Source organism: Nitrobacter sp. TKz-YC02, assembly GCF_049852135.1.
Classification (GTDB): Bacteria; Pseudomonadota; Alphaproteobacteria; order Rhizobiales; family Xanthobacteraceae; genus Nitrobacter; species Nitrobacter vulgaris.
Genome location: NZ_CP180728.1, coordinates 2,716,361 through 2,737,634 on the forward strand (window position 1 = coordinate 2,716,361; position 21,274 = coordinate 2,737,634).

20 protein-coding genes and 3 pseudogenes are annotated in these 21,274 nt (G+C 57.1%); 12 read left to right on the top strand and 11 right to left on the bottom strand.

Annotation, left to right across the window (positions count from 1 at the left end):
- Positions 1 to 25 precede the first annotated feature (25 nt).
- The 6 genes from ACM561_RS12930 to ACM561_RS12955 all read left to right on the top strand — a co-directional run bounded on the left by ACM561_RS12930 (position 26) and on the right by ACM561_RS12955 (position 5,700).
- Positions 26 to 1,366, top strand: a complete 1,341-nt coding sequence (locus ACM561_RS12930) for a site-specific DNA-methyltransferase (RefSeq protein ID WP_425905516.1) — start codon at positions 26 to 28, stop codon at positions 1,364 to 1,366.
- A complete protein-coding gene (locus ACM561_RS12935; RefSeq protein ID WP_425905518.1) occupies positions 1,359 to 1,859 on the top strand; it encodes a DUF5681 domain-containing protein in 501 nt (166 codons plus the stop codon). The genes ACM561_RS12930 and ACM561_RS12935 overlap by 8 nt, the downstream gene beginning before the upstream one ends.
- Position 1,860: 1 nt before the next feature.
- A complete protein-coding gene (gene terL, locus ACM561_RS12940; RefSeq protein WP_425905520.1) occupies positions 1,861 to 3,294 on the top strand; it encodes a phage terminase large subunit in 1,434 nt (477 codons plus the stop codon).
- Between the two features lie 808 nt (positions 3,295 to 4,102).
- A complete protein-coding gene (locus ACM561_RS12945; RefSeq protein WP_425905521.1) occupies positions 4,103 to 4,849 on the top strand; it encodes a methyltransferase domain-containing protein in 747 nt (248 codons plus the stop codon).
- Between the two features lie 106 nt (positions 4,850 to 4,955).
- On the top strand, positions 4,956 to 5,171 hold the full coding sequence (locus ACM561_RS12950; protein ID WP_425905522.1) for a phosphoenolpyruvate carboxykinase (ATP): 216 nt from the start codon (positions 4,956 to 4,958) through the stop codon (positions 5,169 to 5,171).
- 151 nt (positions 5,172 to 5,322) lie between these two features.
- Positions 5,323 to 5,700, top strand: coding sequence for a DUF983 domain-containing protein (locus tag ACM561_RS12955; protein ID WP_425905524.1), 378 nt, complete (start codon positions 5,323 to 5,325; stop codon positions 5,698 to 5,700).
- A 664-nt stretch (positions 5,701 to 6,364) separates the two neighbouring features.
- Here ACM561_RS12955 and ACM561_RS12960 read toward each other — a convergent pair.
- From ACM561_RS12960 to ACM561_RS12970, 3 genes are all read right to left on the bottom strand, one after another.
- Positions 6,365 to 6,700, bottom strand: a complete 336-nt coding sequence (locus ACM561_RS12960) for a DUF983 domain-containing protein (protein ID WP_425905526.1) — start codon at positions 6,698 to 6,700, stop codon at positions 6,365 to 6,367.
- Between the two features lie 439 nt (positions 6,701 to 7,139).
- Positions 7,140 to 8,123, bottom strand: coding sequence for an integrase core domain-containing protein (locus ACM561_RS12965; protein WP_425905528.1), 984 nt, complete (start codon positions 8,121 to 8,123; stop codon positions 7,140 to 7,142).
- Between the two features lie 653 nt (positions 8,124 to 8,776).
- Positions 8,777 to 9,853, bottom strand: coding sequence for a hypothetical protein (locus tag ACM561_RS12970; protein ID WP_425905530.1), 1,077 nt, complete (start codon positions 9,851 to 9,853; stop codon positions 8,777 to 8,779).
- A gap of 158 nt (positions 9,854 to 10,011) precedes the next feature.
- Here ACM561_RS12970 and ACM561_RS12975 point away from each other — a divergent pair, with 158 nt between their 5' ends.
- Both ACM561_RS12975 and ACM561_RS12980 read left to right on the top strand, forming a co-directional pair.
- Positions 10,012 to 10,305 (top strand): helix-turn-helix domain-containing protein, encoded by a 294-nt coding sequence (locus tag ACM561_RS12975; RefSeq protein ID WP_425905531.1) that lies wholly within the window; start codon positions 10,012 to 10,014, stop codon positions 10,303 to 10,305.
- 38 nt (positions 10,306 to 10,343) lie between these two features.
- Positions 10,344 to 10,670 (top strand): hypothetical protein, encoded by a 327-nt coding sequence (locus ACM561_RS12980; protein ID WP_425905533.1) that lies wholly within the window; start codon positions 10,344 to 10,346, stop codon positions 10,668 to 10,670.
- A gap of 401 nt (positions 10,671 to 11,071) precedes the next feature.
- Here the strand turns inward: ACM561_RS12980 and ACM561_RS12985 are convergent, their stop codons facing one another.
- Positions 11,072 to 11,515 (bottom strand): SRPBCC family protein, encoded by a 444-nt coding sequence (locus tag ACM561_RS12985; RefSeq protein WP_425905535.1) that lies wholly within the window; start codon positions 11,513 to 11,515, stop codon positions 11,072 to 11,074.
- Positions 11,516 to 11,770: 255 nt separating this feature from the next.
- Positions 11,771 to 12,367 (bottom strand): hypothetical protein, encoded by a 597-nt coding sequence (locus ACM561_RS12990; RefSeq protein WP_425905537.1) that lies wholly within the window; start codon positions 12,365 to 12,367, stop codon positions 11,771 to 11,773.
- Positions 12,368 to 12,674: 307 nt separating this feature from the next.
- On the opposite strand from ACM561_RS12990, the gene ACM561_RS12995 reads away from it, so the two are divergent.
- Positions 12,675 to 12,923 carry a hypothetical protein gene (locus tag ACM561_RS12995; protein ID WP_425905538.1) on the top strand — a complete coding sequence of 83 codons (249 nt, stop codon included), beginning with the start codon at positions 12,675 to 12,677 and terminating at the stop codon, positions 12,921 to 12,923.
- A 199-nt stretch (positions 12,924 to 13,122) separates the two neighbouring features.
- Here ACM561_RS12995 and ACM561_RS13000 read toward each other — a convergent pair.
- The 4 genes and pseudogenes from ACM561_RS13000 to ACM561_RS13015 form a co-directional block, all read right to left on the bottom strand.
- Positions 13,123 to 13,640: pseudogene (locus tag ACM561_RS13000) on the bottom strand (IS5 family transposase); the annotation flags it as partial.
- Positions 13,641 to 13,900: 260 nt separating this feature from the next.
- A protein-coding gene (locus ACM561_RS13005) for an IS3 family transposase (protein WP_425905403.1) occupies positions 13,901 to 15,003 on the bottom strand; the annotation gives its coding sequence in 2 pieces (ribosomal slippage) (positions 13,901 to 14,742 and positions 14,742 to 15,003; 1,104 coding nt in all).
- Positions 15,004 to 15,292: 289 nt separating this feature from the next.
- Positions 15,293 to 15,862: a hypothetical protein gene (locus ACM561_RS13010; RefSeq protein ID WP_425905540.1), complete on the bottom strand. Its 570-nt coding sequence runs from the start codon at positions 15,860 to 15,862 to the stop codon at positions 15,293 to 15,295.
- Between the two features lie 922 nt (positions 15,863 to 16,784).
- On the bottom strand, positions 16,785 to 17,072 hold the full coding sequence (locus tag ACM561_RS13015; RefSeq protein ID WP_425905541.1) for a response regulator transcription factor: 288 nt from the start codon (positions 17,070 to 17,072) through the stop codon (positions 16,785 to 16,787).
- A gap of 335 nt (positions 17,073 to 17,407) precedes the next feature.
- Between ACM561_RS13015 and ACM561_RS13020 the strand changes: the two genes are divergently transcribed.
- Positions 17,408 to 17,695, top strand: coding sequence for a helix-turn-helix domain-containing protein (locus ACM561_RS13020; protein WP_425905542.1), 288 nt, complete (start codon positions 17,408 to 17,410; stop codon positions 17,693 to 17,695).
- Between the two features lie 148 nt (positions 17,696 to 17,843).
- On the opposite strand, the pseudogene ACM561_RS13025 reads toward ACM561_RS13020, so the two are convergent.
- Together ACM561_RS13025 and ACM561_RS13030 are read right to left on the bottom strand one after the other, a co-directional pair.
- A pseudogene (locus tag ACM561_RS13025) lies at positions 17,844 to 17,968 on the bottom strand (IS630 family transposase); the annotation flags it as partial.
- A gap of 703 nt (positions 17,969 to 18,671) precedes the next feature.
- A pseudogene (locus tag ACM561_RS13030) lies at positions 18,672 to 18,821 on the bottom strand (integrase core domain-containing protein); the annotation flags it as partial.
- 186 nt (positions 18,822 to 19,007) lie between these two features.
- Here ACM561_RS13030 and ACM561_RS13035 point away from each other — a divergent pair.
- Complete coding sequence (locus tag ACM561_RS13035; RefSeq protein ID WP_425909746.1) at positions 19,008 to 19,313, top strand: helix-turn-helix domain-containing protein; 306 nt, start codon at positions 19,008 to 19,010, stop codon at positions 19,311 to 19,313.
- 14 nt (positions 19,314 to 19,327) lie between these two features.
- Positions 19,328 to 21,112 carry a SulP family inorganic anion transporter gene (locus ACM561_RS13040; protein WP_425905544.1) on the top strand — a complete coding sequence of 595 codons (1,785 nt, stop codon included), beginning with the start codon at positions 19,328 to 19,330 and terminating at the stop codon, positions 21,110 to 21,112.
- Positions 21,113 to 21,274 lie beyond the last annotated feature (162 nt).

The following is a 21,274-nucleotide window of genomic DNA, read 5'->3' on the forward strand; positions in this document are numbered from 1 at the left end:
ACAGACGGTAATCGCAGGCATCGATATGAATAACCCACAGATCCAACACGTCGCGCCACAAAGTTTGAGGCCGTATGCCGGAAACGCACGCACGCACTCAAAAAAGCAGATCAAACAGATCGCGGGATCGATCGAGCGCTTCGGCTTCATCAATCCGTTGATCGTTTGTGACGGGGTGGCAATCGCCGGGAATGGGCGCTTGCAGGCTGCGCTGCAGCTAGGTCTCAAATCCATTCCGATCATCGTCGTGAAAAATTTGTCCGACGCTGATCTCCGGGCCTATGTGATTGCGGACAATCGGCTCGCGCAAAATGCAGGCTGGGACCCTGATGTTCTTGCCATCGAATTGCAGAGCCTCCTCGACCTTGGCTTTGATGATTTAGAACTGACAGGATTTTCGCTCGGCGAGATCGACGGTATTCTCAGTGACGCCGCTGAGAAGAGCCCTCTCGAGCCCGGGCCCGAAGACTCACTTCCCGAACATTTCGGAGCTGCCGTCTCGCGTCCAGGCGATTTGTGGATCCTCGGAGCACATCGTTTGATCTGCGGCGACGCTCAGAACGAGGCGGACTACGATCGCGTATTGGCAGGAAAGCCGGCCGATCTTGTTCTCACAGATCCGCCCTATAACGTTCCTATCAAGGGCCACGTCTCCGGCTTAGGCAAGATACAGCATGCTGAATTTGCGATGGCATCCGGCGAGATGTCGGAGAGCGAATTCACAGGTTTCCTAGCGACGTTTCTTGCTCACGCTAAAGCTCATTCCAAGGCCGCTGCGATTCTATTCGTCTTTATGGACTGGCGTCATCTGTTCGAGCTGACCGTCGCTGGACGCGAGAATAACCTGGAGCTGAAGAATCTTATCGTTTGGGCCAAAGACAATGCCGGCATGGGAAGTTTCTATCGATCAAAACATGAACTCTGTTTTGTCTTCAAAAGTGGCGAGGGTTCTCACGTCAATACCTTTGAGCTCGGGCAGCATGGCCGCTATCGGACGAATGTTTGGGAATACGCCGGCGTCAATACGTTTCGAGCAGGTCGGACAGAAGATCTGGCGATGCATCCAACGGTTAAGCCAACGGCGATGATTGCAGATGCCATTCGCGACGTGACCAAACGGGGAGCCGTAGTGCTCGATCCCTTCGCCGGCAGCGGAACGACGCTGATCGCAGCCGAAAAGACCGGACGCGCGGCGTGTGCCATCGAATATGATCCGCGCTTCTGTGATGTCATCATACGCCGTTGGCAGCAATACACCGGTAAAGCTGCGACGCTTGAGGGCGACGCAGGCACCTTCGAAGACGTTGAAATGAAACGCGCACACCCTGTCAGCTTCTCGACATCCGAGGACAATAGCAATGGATGACGATCGCAAGCCTGAACTCCTTCACCCCGACCTTCCTTCGGATGATTCCACCGTTGGCCCTGGCCGCCCGCCGAAAGCAACACGTTGGAAAAAAGGAGGTCCCTCGCCTAATCCTCAAGGGCGTCCGCGAAAAGATTCCATGTTCGCAGATGTGAGGAGGCTTTTCGAAGGTGCATTAAAGCAGAAGGTTTCGCTGACGCGTAACAGCCGGCACGTGACCCTGACGAAGCTTGAGGTGGGCTTTGAGCAACTGGCAAACCAGTTTGCCAAGGGTGATCGCCACGCGCGGCGCGACGTTTTCACGTATTCTGAACAGCTGGGCATTGACCTTACCGGAAAGGCAGAGGCTCTCAAAGAGACACTGGCACCAAACCACCAGGAGATCCTCGACGCCTATTTAGCCCGTCAACGATCGTCGGACGAACGGCTTAAAGATGAGCGCGTGATCGCACCGGTCGATTTGCTCGATAACGACGCGGATGAAGTGCGCTAGTATGAGCCACACATCAAATGCCCTTGATACGGCAGAAATCCCTCCCCAGCTTGTGCTGCGCGCGGCGCTCGCGCGCGATTTCTGTGCCTTTATTGAGTTTAGCTTTGGCGTCCTTCGACCGGGCACGCCATTTCGACCCAATTGGCACATTGAGGCGATGGCTCACAAGCTGGCTCAGATCGCCTCTGGCGAGGTCAAACGGCTTATCGTCACCCTGCCTCCGCGCAATCTCAAATCAATCTGCGCGTCCGTTGCGCTGCCTGCTTGGTTTCTTGGTCATCATCCCTCGGAACGGGTGGTCGCTGTTTCCTACTCCGATTCGCTCGCCAAAACCCACGCCAACGATTTCCGCAAAGTCGTGAGTGATCCGATCTATCAGGCCACGTTTCCGGCTATGAGGGTCTCTCGCGACACCGATAGCGAGATCCACACCACGCTACGCGGGCGGCGCTACGCCACCTCGATCGAAGGAACATTGACAGGGCGCGGCGGTAACCTTGTCATCATCGATGATCCACTCAAACCCAACGATGCCCATTCGGAAGCAGCGCGCACTCGGAGTATAGAATGGTATCGCTCGACGTTGGTGACGCGACCCGACGACAAGATGGCGGCCCGCATTGTCGTTGTCATGCAACGCGTTCACGAAGATGACTTGGTTGGCTATCTGTTGGAACAGGGCGGATTTGAAGTCTTAAATCTTCCAGCGATCGCGCAGTCGGATGCCTCCTATGAACTTGGCGCGGGTGGTGTTTACAGGCGCCAGAGGGGTGAATTGCTTCATCCCACCCATGAACCGGCCGAGGTGCTGCGCGATCTCAAGAAAAACATGGGATCCTATGCATTCTCTGCGCAGTACCAGCAGTCTCCTATTCCGCCCGGTGGCCGGATCATCAAGAAGAGATGGTTCAAGCGATACGGCCAATTGAGTCATGAACCGCGCGATCGTATTCTGATCAGCTGGGACATCGCGCTGAGCGAAACTGAAGCCGGGGATTTTTCGGTAGGAGTCGTGCTGCTCTGCCGAGAAGAAACGTTTTATGTCCTCGATGTTGTTCGAGGCAAATTTCCCTTCGATCAACTCAAGCGCAAAATTATAGAACAAAAGCAAATCTATCATCGCTCAACATTAATTATTGAGGAATCTCCAATCAGCCATGGCCTCATTCAATCAATACAGGAATCGCGCATCAATGTGATCACGTTCCGGCCCGACAGAGACAAACGGGCTCGGGTGATTTCACAGAGCGATCTGTTCGAGGGCGGGTCTGTCTTTTTTCCAATTACAGCGCCGTGGCTCGAGGACTTCGAAAATGAACTTCTTGCCTTTCCAGGCCGGCATGACGACCAAGTTGACGCTCTGATCCAGGGTATCGCTTGGCAGCGCGAAGAGTTTTCCATCGTGGGGTCAGCAAGAGCTATCGGTCATTATTAGAATGACGGCGATCTCGCGCTAGGGACATCATCGAGACGGCTGCGCGCAACAGGTTTTCGGCCGAGCGGACGGGCCGCCGCGGCTACGGTATCGAAATCGATCCGCTATATTGCGACGTCATTATCCGCAGGCTGCGCACAGCATGCCGCCTTGAAGCCACCCTCGAAGGTGCAGGGAAATCATTACAAGAGACCCAGGCCGAACGATCTGAACCAGCTAATGCCTGACTGAGAGCTCAAGCTTTTTGCAGGCAAACGGTTGGCGCGTGGCAGTTTTCATAAGACCAGAAACGAAGGCTTGGTGCGATGAGAATCACCACCTCACCGCTCTGGCGTTTCCGGCAATCCTCAATCGATCCGAGCGCGATCAGCAGATGCAGGCGTCACCTCCACTTGAGGATCTGCGGGCGACTTCAACTCTTCCAGGCCGGCTTGATCGCGGGCTGCGTCCAAGCCGCAATAATCGTTGTGATCACCCCGCTGGTGCTCCTCTTCGCACAATGTCGGGATAACGATCCCAGCGCGTCCGATCGCGACCCGGCGTCCTCGGTGAGCTCGTTGCTGCCTCTATCCTGACGTGAACACCAGCACCGCTTGCTTTGCATGCAGGTCCGCAAGCTTCGGCATTTTTCGGTTGCGACATTCGACAGTCCCGCCTCATAGGCTCGGTTTGCCCGCCGGGAGGCGTCTCTCCGACCCCGGATGGGCCGTCACCAAGAACCGACTAGATTTGGTTATGAGAATTTGATATACATTTATTTAAAGTCATTAGTCATGTCAAATACATCACAATTAACGAGAATACGCTTTTGAAGATTCTCGGTCGATTTAAGGGCAAGCTGGGCGAGATCGCTATCTGGGAGAGCGAACGGACCGGCGACCGACTTTATCGCGAGGGAGAAATCTTTCAGAGCGAAAGCTCCGCAACTGGCGAGAGCCGGCTCCCATACGTTAAAATGATGGAAGTGTTCTTGGGCGACGCCAAGAATGTCCTTCTGCTAGGCTGTGGCGGAGGAAACCTCGCGACGATGCTTGTACGCTCTGGCAAGAACGTAACCGTCGTCGACCACAGCCCTATCAGCTTCGACCTCGCCAAGCGATTCTTCGGAATGCCAAAGGAAATTTCCTGCTTCGTTGCAGATTTCAGGGAGTATCTCGCGGCCGAGACGCGCAGCTTCGATGGGATAGCAGTTGACGTTGGCGGGCCCGGGTTTTGCTACGAAGAACAGTTCAATCCGTCAACGTGTCATTCGATCACGGCGCGGCTGAGCCGCGGCGGACGCATCATCCTGAACATGCTTGTTGCGACCGACTTCGACGCGGCGCCTGACTTGATAGCAAGTGATTTGTCTGAAGACCACCTGAGTTCCTGGATATTCGACCGGCCGGGTCTTCTGAACCGGAATGCCCTTCTCGCCTGCCTGCCGAAAGGCCGCCGTACCGCGAACAAGCACTATATGGCGAAATTTTCCAGGACCACCGACGAACTTTGGACGCTTCGGCGTCCCCGTAGGCCTTCCCATCACAGCCAAGCGGTCGTCGTCGAGATCGCATGAGCAAACTGATCTGAGCCTAGGGAGAAAATGAATGTTGGAACAGGGCATCCGGAATACGGAATACGGGGGCAGATAAATTTGGCTTCACGGATCTTGAGGCGGTCAATTGAAATTTGCTGGAGCCGGAACTGTACGAACGCGTCCCGGCGGAGAAGCTCAACTCAGGTCCGGCGGTGCGCTCTGCGCCGAAACCGGCCTACATACCGGACGCACTCCGAAGGACAAGTATATCGTCTGCTACGGCGTGACGGACGAGACCGTCTGGTGGGAAAACAACGGCAAGATGAGGCCGGCGCAATTCGCGCGTTTGTACCAAGATTAAGAGGGCCGTCTTCACGACGAGCTATTTCTGCCAAATTCGAAAGCGTCGTCCAGGCCGACAGCATGGCCATCGCGATATCCGCGTAAAGTTCGTGTGGCAATTCACCGGATCGGGCCGATTGCTTGATCGCCGACTACTGAGGAGAGACCGAATGTCCGTCAGCAATTCATCCCTGACCGTGCGCGTCTGGCCTGCGATCGTTCGTGCGGTATCCGGAAGGTGCCCGGCATGCGGCGGCGGCAAGTTCTTTAAAAGCTATTTGCGACAGGTTGATAGATGCTCGGTGTGCGGTGAAAGCTTCGGTCAGATCCATGCTGACGACGGGCCGGCGTGGTTGACCATCGGTATAGTGGGTCACGTTGTGGTGCCGATTCTTTTGTTTACCGAAACAAATTATAACTCGCCGTTTTGGATTAGCATGACGGTTTGGCCCCTGACGGCATTGGCGCTGACATTGACGATCCTGCCGCGGGCGAAGGCCCTATTTATTGCAGCGATCTGGGCGATGAAGGCTCCTGGGATCGAATAAGGCATGGCAGACTGGGCCTAGGACTTTCGGGGACACGAGGAACATTGAGAGACTCGCTTGAATGGTTGCTTCGCCGTACGACACGGAAGCGTCGTCGCGAACCTGCGTTACCAAAAGATCCATTCGACATGGCCGACACAGAGGACGCAATATAGAAGGATCTGCCGATTCCATCTTCGCTGCTCGCTCCGGATCTGCTTTTTTCTGCCTTGAGGCATCTTGGCCCAGGCCACGAAGCCTTTGCCCGCTTCGCAAAGAACCTTGATCCTCGTTCCGATGTGCTTCATGTTTTGGATGATCGCGGCAAATTACGGAGCGGAGATCCCGTCTGCAGCTCCTATGGGTACAATCGGAGCCATGCTCCTGTTGACCAACATCGCCTGCCTAGTTGTGCTGAGACTGGACATGTTTGCGCGTCGGGCGGGGCCCGTGCTCGCATGTTCGAAGTCATGCAATCACGAATGCCGCGATCATCATTGCTGCTTTGCTGATATGGGTGTCCGGGACGATATGACCGGACGTCCTGGCCGGACTGGGGATTTTATACACGAACACGGACGCAGCGGAGCACGTTTGGCTCGCTGCGGGCCACCGAACGCAGCGCGAACCTAAACGTTCAGGCTGACGTCCGGAGCTATTCATCGACGCGTGGAACGAGCTTCGCTTACGATGCCTTGTGGTGATACTGCAGCGAGATGAGGAGGCTCTTCAGCCCCCGCAACGGCCAAAGCGTCACGATCAGGACCAACGGAATCCAAAGCGCGGCGTGAACCCAATATGGCGGGTGATATTTAATTTCAGTAATCAGGGCGGCGACGACGATGATGGCACCGGCGATCAATATGACGAATACGGTGGCCCCGTCGCCGACGTTCGCGAAGGTGAAATTCAGACCGCACTTTTCACACTCGGGTTTCAACGTCAGGAATCCATCGAAGAGCTTTCCCTTGCCGCAGCGCGGGCATCGGCACATCAACCCAGTGAAATATGGTGAAGGCATCTTTGAGTGAATCCCTTGTCAGTGATTTCCATATGGCACATGTGATAGCCAACCCGTTCGAATGCGCGATATGCAACCGACCGAATTTACCGTCCCACGTTGCTAGAAGAATTCGCGCTGAAGCGAGACAGTCGGGTCCATAGGCATCCAAGTCGAAAGACGTCACATATGCGTTTCCATCGTTAGCGACTCCCGGGTCCCTCAGCTCTTTGACCCCAGCGTTGGCTGGGTCGGCGTGGATCGTCTGCTTCTCGGCACCGAATTTCAGAATCAGCCGCTGGGTTATCAAGACGACCAATAAATCCCCGTCAGGCAAAAAGCTCAGACCGAACGGTCGACTTAGGACGGCGGCGACAATCGTAGCCCTGCCGTCCAGATCGATGCGGAAGACCGCTCGCGCACGCACGTCGGATACCCATAGGGCTGTGCCTGTCGCAAATCAAATCCGAACATATTGGTGATGCAGCCCGCCCAGGATTGGAAGGCGAAGAACACGCCCTGCTCTCTGAACCGTGCGCGATAGGGGCGCATCCTTGTCCAACGACAGGTGCGTACGCGTCTCATTATAGTAATTCATATACGACAGAAGCACGTGACGGAGATGCCGCTCGCCGAACACAACAACATAGTCAAGGCACTCCCGCCGGATCGAACCGATAAGTCGTTCAGCATAGCCGTTTTGCCATGGGGAGCGCGGCGACATCGGTCGATCGCGAATCCCCATGGATCGAACTCGTCGAATAAAGACTTCGCCATAGGCCCCGTCCCGGTCGCGGATCAGATAGCGAGGGGCCTGCTTCCAGCCGAACGCTTGCGTGATTTGGTTTGCGATCCATTCTGCGGTCGGATGACATGTGACGCCAAACCATAGAATCTGTCGCCGGCCATGCCCCATGATCAACAGGCCATAGAGTAGACGGAACGAGATTGTCGGAACGACAAACAAATCCATCGCCACGATGCCGTCGGCATGGCGGAGGAACGTCTTCCAGCCTTGGGACGGGGGGCCTCTCCGCCTGGTCATATACTTCGCCACGCTGGTCTGTCCGATTTCGATGCCGAGCTTGAGCAGCTCGCCATGAATTCGTGGCGCTCCCCACAGTGGATTGGCGATGCTCATCTCGCGGATCAGCTCGCGCATTTCCAGCGGAACCGTCGGCCGGCCGCCGCGGGGGCGCGATTTCCAGCGCCAGTACGATCTGAACCCGGCACGATGCCAACGGACGACCGTCTCCGGCTTCACAATTGCCAACGCGTCGCAAACTTTAGGGAACAGCCAATAGAGACCAACGAATATTAACCGGTCGATCGCGCCGAAGGCGTGTTTCGTTGGGGCCGTTCGCCGCAGAACGTTGATTTGCTGCCGTAGCGTCCAAATCTCTGCCTCAAGCGTTGCCCGCGATCGAAACAGATCGACAACCATCCACCCAATGAGTCTGCAAACGTCCTTCATCCCACGACAGCATCATCCAATTCTCGATCAACTACCAGCTCGATTAGGTTTACGATAGGGACAACGCTTTCAATTTGCGCCAGTAAATATGACACTAGCTCGTTAGGGTCATGACTCATTGATTAGAGCCAGAAGATGACTGCAGCTGTCGATGCAGATGGCTGATAAGAAGCTGATAAGAAGGTATGAGCGCATCGGTCGTAGCGGGTATGGATGCGCCGCCAGATTGAGTCTGCCGAACGTATTCTCGAGCTTGTGCCGTTCGCGATAGAGAATGCGATCATGCTCGATCGGCTTTGCGCGGTTGGACTTCGATGGGATGCAGGCTGTGATATCCCGGACCGCGAGAACCTGGCGGAACCAGTCGGCGTCCTATCCCCAGTCGCCGCGTAACTGCTTCGCGGCGGTAGCGCATCGATCATCAACGCAGCCCCCTTGTAATCGCTCATCTGGCCTTCGCTGAGCCAGCATGATGATGAGACGTCCCTGACCATCACATACGGCGTGCAGCTTCGAGATCAGACCCCACTTGGTGCGCCCGACCACAGGCGAAAGCATCACCTCACCGTCCAGGCGTTCCGGCAGCCTCAATCGATCCGAGCGCGATCCGCTCTTCATGACTTTCACACCGAATCATACTTTGGGAACGCTCGCTGCAGCCGATCGATGGTGGCCTGCCATGCCGGGACCTTGGGCGCGCAGACCGTGTTGCGGTTACCGAACAGGCCCGGCTCGTCGATGGCGCTGCTTTCTGGCACGGTCTCAGCCCATTCGATCGGGACAAAGTGCTCCATCTTCTCGGGGTCATCCGGCGCTTGGCTTGAGGCCAGAACATCCGAGGCCGGCACCCGCTTGCCATCCACGTTGACGCTGAACTCTGTTTGGGGCGTGGAGAACCCGGTCACACGGCCGACGCCGACGTAGCCGGTCCGGGGAATCTTGACCCAGACCCGGTCCCCGGGCTTCAGCAGTTTTAAGGTGTTGGTGAACCAGGTCCCTCCGCCTGCGCTAATAAAGCCGTACTTGACCGCTTCCTCCCAGAAGCGCCCCTCACCTCCAAATGAGACATAATACTCGCCGTTCCATGGCCCCGACGGCGATCTTGAGGTGGTCGCGCTGCTGGCAGCCTGTGATTCCGCGGGATCGCGGAGCCAGGCACGGCTGAGGAGTTTGTCGGCCCCGCATTCAAAGACCTCGAAGCAGAGCACATTGATGGCGACCGACCGCTTGCTGAGATAAGACACGATCCGCTCGGAACTGGCATCCAGCGAGGCCGCCACAATGACGATCTGGTGCTGGTGAGGGAAGACCTCGGTATCGAGGCCGACGCCAAATCTTGCTTCAAAGTCCTTTGCAAGGTCCCCGCCCTTCTTGAACCGGGAATAGATTCGGGTCACGGCCTCGGCGTCGAGCGCCTCGACCCAGGTGGCATAATCGATCGCTTGAGCAACCACCTCTCGCGGCGACCGGCCACGCTTGAGCTCGATCAGAATCAGGGAGCTATCCGGCGCGATCGCCAAAAGGTCGATGCGCCCGTTAAAACCGGTATCCTCCTGCTGGCCGATGATCATCCATTGGTCGGAGACGATCTCGGGTTTTGCCACAATCATCTCCTCCAGCTGCCGTTCCGAGGCAAGTCTGGCTTCGGGAAGACGCTCGGGTGATTGGCCGACCCGCCAGATCCGTTGATTGAGCTGCATGTGTAACCTCCGTGGCTCGTGTGACCATGGCCACAGCAATTGCTTCGCGGCGCGCCTGTATCCACTTCAAAGCGAGGTAGCCCCACCAGAACAGCAGGTCAGAGTTAATATTATCCTTTTTTGGGATAATCCCGTCTCGGGATCAGCTTGCCCGGGCGATGACTATTTCCGCCCGCGGGATCGGCAAAACCGTCCATTCCTCCGATCAGGCCGCCCTCTGCGCCCTGATGGTGGCTGCCCGCAAGCAGGCCAACTTGACCCAGCATGAGCTGGCGCGCCGGCTGAAGCGACCCCAGTCCTTTGTCGCCAAATACGAGGGCGGCGAGCGGCGGATCGATGTCGTCGAGTTCGTGGCCATCGTGCGAGCGATCGGAGCCGATCCCGTCAAACTGCTGCGGGATCTGATGGCCGGCAAGCCGCCGGCGAAACCTCGGCGCGCGTCGGCGAAATAGCCCACCCTCCCCGTATTCGGCCCCCCTAAGATCACATCGTGCTCCAGCACCCCGATCTCCGCCACAAGATTATCCAGTTCCCGCTCGACTTCCCGCGGCAGCAGAGCGGTAGTGGGGCGAACTCTTACGGAGGACCGATGGAGCGCGCCAGCATCGAACCAGCGATCAAACTCATCATTACCGAGATTCATAATAAACTGAGCGAAGCAGCACGCATTGCCAAGGCCGCCGAAGCCTGTGTCCAGAACGGCGCTATCGCTGAGGGCGTTGAGGTCGCCATGGATATCGAGCAGTTGATCTACGAGGCCGGGCGGCTCCATGACGCCGCCTCGCTGCTCGACCGCATAAGACGAAATCAAGATTAAGTCACCAAGCCGTGATGAGTGTTTCTGCGAGCGAGGCGCTGCCTATGGCGACGTGAGGACTCGCGTGAAAAGGGCGGTGCGTCTGTCGGCGGCGTTTCGCGGGAGAAAAGTGGGCGTGGCCCCGGTCGTGAGAGGCCTATTAGGATCATCATACAGCGAGGGCGTTCTTTTGAGCGTCTAGTCGTGATGGAGAATGGGGGTAATGCAGTGGGATGGTGTGACGAGTCCACCGCTTCTATTTGATTGAAGAAACCAGCATGGTCGTACGAGCACTGCTCGAGCGACGAACGTCCGACGGGGTTCAAGATGAATCCCCGTCGGAGCCACGCACTATAAGAAACATGCCCGCCTATCCAGCGTAAACAATTCGCTTGACGTCCTGACGCGAGTTTTACTCGTACCTACTGATTGATTTCAGGCTCGACCAGTCTTGCGAGCTTACGCAGAGATTCCTGCCAACCGAGATAACAGGCTTCGGCAGGGATCAGATCCGGTACACCCTGTTGTTCTATATTCACCTCTGTGCCGACCGAAACGGCCTTCAGGCTCACCGTGACCTTCATCTCGCCGAGCAAGTGCGGGTCATCGAACTTATCGGTATAGACAAGACGTTCACCCGGAACGAGTTCGAGATAAGAGCCGCCAAAGGAATGGCTTTTCCCCGTGGTAAAATTTCGGAATGACATCCGATGATTGCCACCGACCTTTGCATCCAGTTCGTGAACGGTGCAGGTAAACCCGAAGGGTGGAAGCCAGCTCGCAATAGCATCCGGTTCGAGGAAGGCGCGATAGAGCTTCTCGGGCTTGGCGGCAATGACGCGATGCAGACGGATCGTGTTGGGCATGACTTCTCCCCTGCGGTTTGGCTTTATCCGTTGGTCGATCGTCTCCGGCAGAAGAACGTGGGTTGATGGTTGGTCCGGGTAGCGACGATGCCGCACGCTTCCTACGGATAAACGGTTTTGACCAGCCCAAGCTCTAGAGCGTTTCACGTTTTTATTGAAGCGTATTCGGCGTTGGCGAAGTAGTTTCCGCTCCCTGATCCAAAGGGGTGAGTCGTATGCAGGAACTATCCCACATACTCGCTGAGGCAGCGGCGACTATCGCGTCAAGTTGTCTCGGCGGCGCGTGACATCGTCGCGTCCTTTTTCAATGACAAATGGGTGCCATGGTGAGCGAGGAGACGTCGGACGATCTCGAACGCCGATGGACCGAACCCGACGCAGGAATATTTCGCCGTATGCGCCATCGCGATCTCGGATCAGGTCACGAGGGATTTGTTCCCAGCCACACGCCTCCGTCAGTTGATTGGCGATCCATTCGGCCGTCGGATGCGCGGTGACTCCAAACCATAGGATCTGCCGCCGGCCGTGGTCCATGATCAGCAACCCATAGAGCAATCGGAACGCGTTGTGTCCGCCGCAGCGGCGGCTCGGCTTCCAGCGCCAATACGATCTGAAACCGGCACGATGCCAACGGACGACAGTCTCCGGCTTCACAATCGTCAGTGCGTTGAGGGTGCCTGGCACCAAACGATACAGCCCAACGAAGATCACACGATCGATGGCACCAAAGGTCAATCTCTTCGGCAGATGCCGTCGTTGGATGTTAAGTTGATGACAAAGGGGCAGGATCTCGGCTTCCAGCGAGGCCCGCGACCGAACAATAAGACCAGCACTGACCAGACCAGGCTGCAAGCTTCTCTCATAAGACAGAAGCATCGCGCAATTCGGCCTCACGTGCCAGCCGGATTAGGTTTCCGACAGGGACAACGGGCGCCGACGGTGACGGTGATGCGAGATGATGACTGGGCCACAGGAAGGATGATATTCTCGGCCATCTCGCCGCTTGGCCGAGATGGCTGAAAACGAAAAAACAGCCCGCACATCGTCTCTAAGGAGACTGCCATGTCGTCGATAGAATTAGCGTATTGGCTGATGATAGCTGGAGCCTTGCTGGTGGTGGTGGGCGTCGTTGGCCTAGCGTTGCGCCGAAACAAGGAGGATGAAGCTGATCCTGTTGTGCTTCCCGGAGACGCCCCATGGATGGGCCTGCGATCGGATTCTCCACGAGGGAGTAATCCTGAGCCCAAGAAAAACTCAAGATCCCCATCACCGTGAAACCCCTAACACGGCTGTTGATGGCATCAGCAATTTCTCTGTACATCAACAGCTTCGCTGCTCAGGAGCCCGCCCGATCGCACAAGCCATCCGCCGCCTGGTTGAGCTTGGTCTGAAGGCGAAGGGCAAGTGAAATGATAAAGCCTGACAAGTTCGAACATCCTGAGCTATCGACGGCGACATCGAACTGTTCTTGCGGAAAGTTGGCGATAATTCGGAGCGGCGCTCCTCGTGGCGCACGAGCGATAAGAGGGATGGCCATGCCCAGCACCGGACGGCGCTTTTGGACCTTGAGCGTTCGTGACGATGATTGCCATTGCTGTTTTGATGTCTCCCTTGTCGGCGATTGCCGCATCGGCGTCGATGCCCTCGATCAGGTCATGAGCAAAAGCAATGTCGTTGCGCTGGCCGGGCGTGCCGATCAGGCGGACAGGCAGGCCAAGCGCCTCGGTGGCGACGTGGATCTTGGTGCTCAGGCCGCCGCGAGACCGCCCCAGGCCCTGGGCATCCGCCCCCCTTTGACCTTGCGCGCTCCGGCCGCATGCTGGTGAGCGCGCACGATGGTGCTGTTGATCATCAGCCATTCGAGATCGGCTTCGCGGGCGAGTGTTTCCAGCATCTCGTCCAGCACGCCCATCTCGATCCAGCGATAGTAGCGCCGCTTCACCGGACGGTAGTCGCCAAGCCGCTCCGGCAGGTCGCGCCAGCGACCGCCCGAACGCGCCATCCACAGCAGCGCGTCGAGGAACCTGCGGTTATCCGTGCGTGGCCCGCGCCGACCCTTCGCGCCGCCCGGAACAAAGCCCTTGATCCGCTCCCATTGGTCGTCCCGAAGCGCATCGCAATCCATCGCTGATCCCCAAAATCAGCGTTGAATCTGATTTGCACCCCCGTGGGAATCCAAATCATTAAATCGTCACCACGGCCTAGACGAGTGCGTGCCGCGCCCGGTGACGACTGAGAGACTGAGTAGCATCACGAGCACTGCACCCCGATAACCCAGCCGATCGTGGTGTTGTTGACACGCCTTATGGAGCTGCCCCGTTTTGTGGTCCAGATGTCAGGCAATTTCTCGAGCTGTTGGAGCTGCCCCGTTTTGTGGTCCAGATGTCAGGCAATTTCTCGAGCTGTTTGAGTTTGTCGTGCGAACTCGTTCGGCGTCAAGTTGCCGAGCGAGGTGTGGGGCCGATCATTGTTGTAGTGGCACCTCCATTCCTCGATCCGTTCGATAGCGTCGGCCATCGACAGGAACCATGAGGCATTCAGGCACTCCGCCCGGACGCGACCGTTGAAGGCCTCGCAAAACGCATTGTCCGTTGGCTTTCCGGGTCTCGAGAAGTCGATCTCGACGCCATTGTGATAGGCCCACTGGTCGAGCATCTTGCCGGCGAACTCGGGGCCATTGTCGCAGCGAATGGTCTTTGGCTTGCCGCGCTCCCTTGCCAGCCGCTCAAGAACCTCGACGACCTGGAAGGCCCTGAAGTTCGTTCTCGGAACGATCGCAAGTGATTCTCGGGTGTGGCAATCGACAACGGTCAAAAGTCGGAACGGGCGACCGTTGAACAACGCATCCGACATGAAGTCCATCGCCCAGCAGTGGTTCACGGCGGCGATCTTCGGCCGATCGGAACGATAGCGCCAGGCCCGTTTGCGCTTCGGCGTTTTTGTCCTGATCGACAGGCCTTCTTCGCGATACAGCCGGTAAGTGCGTTTGTGGTTCAAGCGATAGCCCTCGCGCAGCAGCAGGACGTGGAGACGCCGATAACCGTAACGCACCCGGCTGGCTGCCAGGTCCTTCAGCCGAATGCGCAGCTCGGTTTGCGGATCGCCGCGCGACTTGTAGCGTTGTGAAGAGCGATGAAAGCCGGTCGCTTTGCAGGCCCGTCGTTCGCCAATATCGTAGACCTTCTGCAGATGGAATACGACCTCACGTCGGACGGCGGGCCTCACCATTTTTTTCGCAGGACGTCCTGCAACATCGCCTTGTCCAGCGTCAGATCCGCCACCACACGCTTCAGCTTCGCGTTCTCGTCCTCAAGCTGCTTCAGCCGCCGGATCTCGCTCACGCCCATGCCGGCATAGACTTTCTTCCATCGATAAAATGTCGGCTCCGAGACCCCCATCTTCCGGCAGATCTCCTCGATCGTCGTCCCGCTCTCTGCCTGCCTCAACGCAAAGGCAATCTGTTCCTCCGAAAACCGCTTCCGTTTCATGGCATCCGCCCTCCGTGGGGTTCAGAATGCCCGAAAAAATTGCCTTCAACATGGACCAGCTTCCTGGGTCAGGATCACTTATGCTGTCCTTCCCTCTGGGGGGATTGTCATTTGGCGATGCCATGTTGCCTGCGCTCCATGCCTGTCCAGGAACAACAACCGCACAGGGTTTTCACAGTTCCTGCAGAGGGCGCACGGGCGAGCCGATGGGTGGCCGCATCAGACCAAATTTAGGTAACACATAACGACCCAGTCGGCAGCGGGAGGACTTTGTCGTGCTGATCCCTTGCTACTTCATCACCTTGAGACCGCGAAAGCCCGCCTGGATTCGCTTGGCGGCACCGACAGCGTCCGCCTTATCCAAAACGGTCAATATCTGATCTTGAACCTGTCGCGGATTTCGAGGCTTTCCGAAATCGAGATCGTCCGAAAGCGCCTTCTCAAGATCTAATATCAGTTTGATATCCAAGACTGCTTTGGCGAGTATATCGGCAGTGCTGCAGGGCGGCTCCTCTACAGCAAATAGGCTGACTAAAGACCCAGTCCGAGATTCACTTGTTTCGGCGACGTTAGCTACGTCGAAAACGATGTGCTCAGCCTCGCGGCGGCTTTCGCAGATTAGGAGGTCTTTGCCTTTGGCCCGCACGACATACTGCTTTCCCGTCTTGTGAATCGAATATCGCAGCATCGTGTCGGCCCCGGTTTCTTTTCTTGCACCCAGTAGTTTTGCACCCAGTAGTAAATCCCCGCAATCGTAAGTTGTTCCAGCAAAAAAAGCCTGCCAATGGCAGGCTGAAATAGGGAACGGACCCGGCCGAGGAGCCGACGATAGTTGTTTTGAACCTTTTATCGGGCTCAAGCGCCTCATGATTGCTGGGGAAGTTTTTAGGACCAGCTATGGACCAGCGCCGCCGACGAACATGGTTCGCAGCGCGGCGTTGTGCGTGCGTTTGTGGACCTCACCTTAGCAGCCAAAGCAAAACCCGCCGACGCGGGTATTCGCCGCTGAAAGCTACGCGAGGAGCCGACCAGTCTTCAAAATCGAAAAGGATTAGCTGACTGCAGCAACTGAGTATTTTCATTATTATCGTTTTTCGCTAAATCCTACCTGTTCTTCAATGGTGCACGAGCATCGGCACTCAGAGCTTCCGTCACGAACGAATGTGGCACTCGCTTTGCTTTGGACAGAACGTTCAGTGAAATCATAGTGCAAAGTGTTTTGTTATGACCCAAGCATTGTCCTGCCAGGACACGACACACCCGCCCCTCAACCGAAAATGGTACAGTAGCAATCGGAGGATACGCCGCACGCTAATGCGTTGGCGAAAGAAGCCGGGATGGGGGCGACTTCTGATCGCCGTGATCATCATCGATAGCCTGCTCGCGGCCGGGGGGTGGTTCGCCGTCGGTTACTTCATCCAATGATAGGTCTGAAGCGCCGGGCCCGAGGCCGATCTGAACAAGGACGTAGGCCGCCTGGTTCACGACCAGACACGCGACTATGATAACGATCCCACTCCCGGGTCCAAAACCGTGCATCTGGAGAACAGCGGCCGAGACCAGGACAATCAGCAACGCGATGGGCACAAGGACGAAGACGTTAAAGCGCAAGCCTGCGATTGCACCTATTAGTGCGCTGGTAGACAGTAAAATAGGAACGATAATATCCATGATCGATGCCGCGCGCCTGTCGTCGAGCGAGCCAAGCTCTTGAATCATCAGGCTTTAAGATTGGAGCAGAATGGAAGGCAAGGGACAAGTACGCGAATCCGTACCTTGACCTATCGGATAAGGTGGTGTCTGAACGCCCTCGCGACGGTTTGGGTACGGTTTGTGGTGTTGAGCTTGGCGCGAAGTTGGCGCGCGATCTTGTCGACGAAATGTTCTGAAACCTCCAAAATAACACCGATCTCCCAGTCACTTTTTCCTTCCGCCATCCACTGCAGAATATCCATTTCTCGCGGAGTCAAACTCACTGGAACTGGGTGATATCTTTGCGCGAGGGCTCGCGCAAAAGTGTCGTCTAGCGTTCGTCCCGACATCGCCCCTCCCGTCATCACGGGAACCATAGGTGCGCAAGTCCCGTTCCGTGGATTCAATGGCGTTGATTGGAAAAGTCGTTCCAGCAAGACAAGCTCGCAAGAGGCGAAGAAGCGACTTCCCAAATATGAGAATCAAACTGTTACTGCGCGTTGTTAAATCAATCTAATATGGTCGCAGAAGTTACGATAAATATACGCAATCGCTGTTTTTTATCCCGCGCCCGCTTGCCCCAGTTGTGGCTCTCTTGCTTTCCGGTTGCCGATCGGTGGTGGCTTGTCGCCATATACGGCCTAATCAAGATGCCCGCCTATCGTCACAATCCCAACGCATCAAAGGAAGCAAACTTGATTCGATCGTAAGGGTGGCACAACTGTTGAATGGTTGGATTTGGGAGGAAGGAGCTGTTCCGAACGCTCTAGTCAGCGAGGCGGGATTGATTGCCTTACTGATCGGACAAACGATTGCTGAGGTTGAACGCGATCTCATTATTGAGACGCTGCGTGCTTGCGATGGCAATCGGACGCGGGCAGCAAAGACGCTTGCTATTTCGGTTCGCACCTTGCGTAACAAGATCCATGAATATGAAGCCAAGGGCCTGGATATTCCCGCTCCAATCCACAACGGATCAGAGCTTGTTGGGTGCCGCTAGAGCATTTTTCGATCAGGTTGCGGCGGCCATTATTGGGCGCGGAAGATCGCGAAGCTGGAGCACGATGTCCGGCTAATCGCTCCGGGATACGTCAAGCCTTTCGTGAAGCGAGCGCCTGTAAAGCCGCGCCATTTCTAGTGTTGGCGCTGGTTTCGTCGATGAAGACGAGGCGCCCAGGGTCGAGATCGATTTGCCCTTCGAACCAATCCTCACGCGCGGCATTTATATCGCCATGCCGTTGCTCGGCAGCGTGCGCTGTCTTTTTTTAAGTGTGATCTTTCTGCGCTGGAAGAGACGCCAGAGCGAAGCAATGCCGGCCGATATCCCCGCGACGCTTCAACAGGTCTCGTAACTCGGCGAGCGTGATATCCGGCTTCACTGCCACCGAAAATGCTCTAGCCTACGATCTCTGTCAGTTCCGCCAACCGATTCCAGCCCTCAGTAGCTTATTGAATACCCCGAGGGTCGATGGCTTCTTGAGATAAGCAATCGGCCTCCTTCATCTTATAGATGCGCTTTCTGGCTCAGAGGTCTCTCCTTCGAGACTCGGTTCCGACGCTGGTGTAATAGGCCTATCCCGGATGCCCATGGCGCGCAATCGGCGTGTGACGACCGCGCCAACGGCTGCGAACAGGAACCCGACGCCGACGCGTCATGATCATGCGCCAGCCCTCGGACGTGGTGAAGACCTGCGTGAAGAAATCAGGAATTGCCGCTGCCGGAGTGTTACCGAAGGTAGGCACGTAGATCGCGGCGCCGTCAGTCGGCTTACAAGGGTCGCGCGATCCGGATGGACAAGCTGGATGGCCTTGTCACCGAACAACTTGTCGAGCGCCTGCTCCAACCGGAACGTCTAGCGGTGATGCTGTCCTCCCGGAAGGCTCGGCGAACCGCAAAGCCGAGAGCGAGAACAAACGCATCATGGCGCTTCAGCGTGAGTTATCGGATGGAGCTGCCCCGTTTTGTGGTCCAGATGTCAGGCAATTTCTCGAGCTGTTTGAGTTTGTCGTGCGAACTCGTTCGGCGTCAAGTTGCCGAGCGAGGTGTGGGGCCGATCATTGTTGTAGTGGCACCTCCATTCCTCGATCCGTTCGATAGCGTCGGCCATCGACAGGAACCACAGTTCGGTGAGGAAGGCGGCCATTGCAAACCCACGACATAACGATGGATGCGGCGCGAGCAGAAAAGGCCGGGCGACGAAGGCATTCGGACGCATGCAAGGTGCGGTTATTTGCCCTAGTTGATATTTTGAATGTAAAGTAAGATACATTGCGAGTGTAAAGTAGCGTACATTTGAGCTAGGAGAGCGAGCCTGATCACCTCCGCGCAGATGTGTGCTGCCCGCGCCTTGCTCGGCATCGACCAGAAACAACTGGTCGAGATGTCCGCGGTGTCGCAGCCGACGATCCAGCGGATGGAGGCCAACGAGGGGAATGAGCGCTGGGTCGTCCACACGCTCACCAAAATCGTCGAGAACGCGAGAAGCGGGGGGGCGGACGGAGAGCCCGCTTCACGCACCCAGCCTCACCGTCGGGCGATAACGCCTTCTAACCAAAAGCAAAAATTACCGGACGGCGGCTACCTGCCCCCGGATGATCCCTCCATTCAAGCGGCATAAAATAAGGGATGGCGATGACTGCGCGATCGGTTGAACCGACCTTTGTTGAAGCATTCACACCCAAGCTCGTCACGGTCCTCCGGGAAGGCTACCACTTTAGGGATTTCCGCGCAGACGTTCTCGCCGGGCTGACCGTCGCCATCGTGGCGGTGCCGCTCTCCATGGCGATCGCCATCGCCTCCGGCGTGACTCCGGACCGCGGCTTGTACACTGCGATCATCGGCGGATTCATCGTCTCGTTTCTTGGCGGCAGCCGATTTCAGATCGGCGGCCCTGCGGGCGCGTTCATCGTCCTTATCGCCACGACCGTTACGCTTCACGGCGTGGAAGGACTGCTCCTTGCCACCATGATTGCGGGCGTCGTCCAGCTCGTGGTGGGACTGCTGAGGCTCGGGACCTTCATCAAATATATTCCGTTTCCGGTGACGATTGGGTTCACGGCGGGTATCTCCGTGATCATTTTCGCCAGCCAACTCAGCGAATTACTCGGCCTCACTCTTGCGGGCAAAGAGCCGGGGGAACTGATCCCCAAGCTGACGGCCATTGGCGCAGCGTTGCCCACCATGAACGCGGCGGCGGTGGCCGTCTCCGTACCGACGATCGCGTTGATCGTCGCGATACGTTACTTCCGTCCCTACTGGCCTGCGATGCTGATGTCGGTCGGTGTTGCCTCGGTTGCGGTTTGGTTGCTCGGCCTGCCGGTAGAGACCATCGGCACCCGTTTCGGTGGTATTCCCCAAACGCTGCCAGCACCCATGCTCCCCGTGATCTCGCTGGAGAAGATCACTGAGGTGCTGCCCGCTGCCCTGTCATTCGCGCTGCTGGGGTCTATCGAGAGCCTGCTATCGGCGGTGGTGGCCGACTCCATGAGCGGACAGCGGCACCGTTCCAACTGCGAGCTCGTGGCGCAAGGTATTGCCAACATCGTTTCCCCGTTTTTTGGCGGCTTCTGTGTAACCGGCACGATCGCCCGCACAGCGACGAATGTGCGCTCCGGTGCGCACGGCCCGGTCGCGGGCATGCTGCATGCGGTGTTCTTGTTGCTGTTCATGCTCGTCGCCGCACCACTCGCTTCGTACATCCCGCTGGCCGCGCTCGGCGCCGTGCTGGCCGTGGTCGCGTGGAACATGGCCGAAAGGCACGCATTCGCAATGCTTCTGCGTGCCTCGCGCAGCGACGCGGTGGTATTGGTGGTTACGTTCTTGCTGGTGATCTTCAGTGGCCTCATCGAAGGCATTCTTGTCGGCTTCGGTATCGCGGCGCTTCTGTTCCTGCATCGCATGGCGAAAATGGTGGAAGTCGAGAACGCGCGTTTGCCGACCGACGAGGACGAGTCGGACAGGGTCAATGGCAATGGCCGGAAAGCGTATGATGTCGCCCTCGCCACTGATCCCGATGTGGCCGTTCACCGGATTTCCGGGGCGTTCTTTTTCGGAGCGGCGGCGAATGTCGGCGCGGCACTCGACAGTATTGGCGACCATCCGAAAGCCTACGTCATCGATTTCTCGGACGTGTCGGTGATCGATTCCTCCGGAGCTGCAGCCATTGAGGGCTTTGTGCACAAGACGCATTGCCGGCGAGCGCCCGTCTATATTACCGGAGCGTCTCCCGCGATCCGGCGCACGCTTCTGATCCATGGCGTGAAGCCGCCTTACGTGCGATTTCGCAGCGATCTGGCTGAAGGCGTCAAGGCCGCGCATAGCAGGGTCGCGCATAGCAGGGGCACGCATAGCAAGCTCGCGCAGAGCGGGGTAGCGCGGCGCGACGCGGCGGCGGAAGAGGAGGAGGCGCTGACGTGAGCAGCCTCCGGGTATAGGAACGCCGTGATCGCCTAGTGGTAAAGGGACAGGACGCGGCTTCGGAGAGCTCCGTTACCAAAGGTCGTCAATGGAGATCTCTGGCATCATTGACCCACTCTCGGCGGGAGAGTTCTGATAATCATTTGCGCGCAGGACAAGGAT